Genomic DNA, 2,602 nt, shown 5'->3' on the forward strand with positions numbered 1-2,602 from the left:
GCAGGGCCCTGGCCCAGAACGACCGGGGCACGTACACGGCGATCACCGCGGAGAGCACCACGCCGAAGACGAGGAACGGCACGGCCTGCACGAGCACGGAGATGAAGACGGTGGTCCAGGTCTGCAGCCGGGCCCCGTCGAGCAGCGACGCGAGCGGGTTGCGCAGCACGACGAGCAGAACCAGCAGAACGGCCAGCACCTCGACCGGCCCGATGCGTCGTTCGGAGCGCGCCGGCGCCTCGGTGACCTCATGCACGATCACGGACCTTAGCCGCAGATGCCCCGTCGGCACCTATCGTGGCCTGCGCATATCTACATGTGCGCAGGTGCCAGGAAGGCGGTGAACTCCACCTCCCGGCGGTGCTCGAAGCCGAGGCGCTCGTAGAGGCGGATGGCGTTGGCGTTCGACGCCAGGGTGGCCAGGAACGGCCTCTCGCCCCGTGACTGGATGTCGTGCGCCAGGGCCAGCGTCAGGCCGGCCGCCAGGCCCTGGCCCCGGAACGCCGGGTCGGTGCAGATCGCACTGATCTCGGTCCAGCCGTCCGGCAGCCGCATCCGGGTGCCTGCCATCGCGGCCAGCTTTCCGTCCCGGCGCACACCGAGGTAGCGGCCGAGCTCGACGGTCCGCTTGCGGAACGGGCCGGGTTTCGTGCGCTCCACCAGGTCCAGCATCTCCGGCACGTCGGCCGGGCCGAGGATCTCCGCGCCCGGGAAGGGCTCACCCGCGACCCGCTCGCCGGTCAGCTGCACCCCGGGCATCCGGAAGGTGGTCTGCCACCCGTCCGGAACGTCTAGGTACGCCCCGGTCAGGTAGACCTCGCCACGCGGGCCGGCCAGCGCCGCCAGATCGGCCCAGCCGTCCGGTCCGCCGATGCCGGCGAACAGCGAGATGTCCGTGAGATAGCGGGCCGCGGCGCCGTTGCGGTCGGCGAGGGCCGCCTGCGGACCGGTGAGTGCGGCCCAGATCGGGTTGTCGAGCGGTGAGGTCACCGTCCGACTCTCGCGCGGCGCGGACCCTCCGGCAACGCCTTATCTGGAAACCGACTTTTTGCGTACGCGATGAAAGTTTTCGCGATGTTGACAGAAGATGTGGACTTCGCGTCGATAGTGGACTTAGATATCGCCCATGGTGAATGTGGTCGCGCTGGCGCTCGTAGCGTCGCTGAGCGCCTTCGGAGTACAAGCGGAGGCGGAGCTGCCGCCGCAGGAGCCCGGTGTCACGCTGCGGACCTTCGACATCGGCTTCCCGCTGCGCGAGTTGTGCACGCTCAAGCAGGGCCAGACGCCCAATGTGGACAAGCTCATGCCGGCCATCGACTGGTCGACCGCCGAGCAGTTCGGGCAGGAGGACAACTTCCTCACCCAGGCCATCGCCAACCTGACCGTGCCGGCCGACGGCGCCTACACGTTCCGGCTGACCAGCGACGACGGCTCCAAGTTGTGGATCGGTGACACGCAGGTCATCGACCACGACGGCCTGCACGGCGCGACGGACAAGGACGGCACGATCGACCTCACCGCCGGCGTGCACCCGCTGCGCGCCGAGTTCTTCGAGGCGGGCGGCGGGCAGCAGCTGACCCTTTCCTGGCGGCCGCCGGGCGCCACCGACTTCGCCGTCGTGCCGACGAGCGCGCTCGGCACCGACGCCGGCGTGGTCCGCGTGACCGCGCCCGGGACCAAGGAGTGCGAGGGCGTCGACGACACCCCGGGCGACGGGCTGCCGCTGAACGCCGTGCACCCCGGCTACGACCTCACCAATCTGCGCCCGCCGGGCTTCCAGCCGCAGGTGTCCGGGATGGACTTCCTGCCCGACGGCCGGCTGGTCCTCTCCACCTGGGGCGGGTCGGACGAGGTGGCCGGCGAGGTCTACCTCGTGGACCACGTGACCGGGCCGACCGGCCCGGAGCAGGTCACGTACAAGAAGATCGCGGACGGGCTCAAGGAGCCCATGGGCCTGGCCGTGGTCGACGGCATGGTCTACGTGTCGCAGAAGCACGAGCTGACCGAGCTGCGCGACACCGACGGCGACGAGGTGCTCGACGCCCGACGGACCGTCGCCACCTGGCCGTTCGGCGGCAACTTCCACGAGTTCGCGTTCGGCCTGCTCTACCGGGGCGGCAACTTCTACCTGAACCTGTCGGTGTCGATCAACCTGGGCGGCGCCACCACCGACCCGCAGCCGGTGAACGGCCGCGGCACCAGCATCGTGGTGAACCGCCGCACCGGCAAGGTGACCACCGTGGCCGGCGGGCTGCGCACCCCGAACGGCATCGGCTGGGGCCCGGGCAACGAGCTCTTCGTCACGGACAACCAGGGCGGCTGGCTCCCGGCGAACAAGCTGGTGCACATCAAGCAGGACCGGTTCTTCAACCACTACACCAACCCGGACGGCCCGTTCGACGCCGAGCAGCCGACCCGGCCGGTGCTGTGGCTGCCGCACAACCAGATCGCCAACTCGCCCAGCACACCCGTGCTGCTCAAGTCGGGGCCGTACCGCGGTCAGCTGGTGATCGGTGACGTGACCTACGGCGGCTTGCAGCGGGCGTACCTCGAGGAGGTGCACGGCGAGTACCAGGGCGCGGTGTTCCGGCACACCCAGGGG

2 protein-coding genes and 1 pseudogene are annotated in these 2,602 nt (G+C 70.1%); 1 reads left to right on the forward strand and 2 read right to left on the reverse strand.

Translation table 11 applies throughout. The features are described 5' to 3' along the window. Together AB0M20_RS37280 and AB0M20_RS37285 are read right to left on the reverse strand one after the other, a co-directional pair. Nucleotides 1–256: pseudogene (locus AB0M20_RS37280) on the reverse strand (permease); the annotation flags it as partial. Nucleotides 257–312: 56 nt separating this feature from the next. After that, nucleotides 313–990 (reverse strand): GNAT family N-acetyltransferase, encoded by a 678-nt coding sequence (locus AB0M20_RS37285; protein ID WP_364305483.1) that lies wholly within the window; start codon nucleotides 988–990, stop codon nucleotides 313–315. A 136-nt stretch (nucleotides 991–1,126) separates the two neighbouring features. On the opposite strand from AB0M20_RS37285, the gene AB0M20_RS37290 reads away from it, so the two are divergent. After that, the coding region (locus tag AB0M20_RS37290; protein ID WP_364305485.1) for a PA14 domain-containing protein at nucleotides 1,127–2,602 on the forward strand (1,476 nt) is incomplete at its 3' end.

Origin of the sequence: Actinoplanes sp. NPDC051633 (assembly GCF_040681735.1) — a bacterium.
Classification (GTDB): Bacteria; Actinomycetota; Actinomycetes; order Mycobacteriales; family Micromonosporaceae; genus Actinoplanes.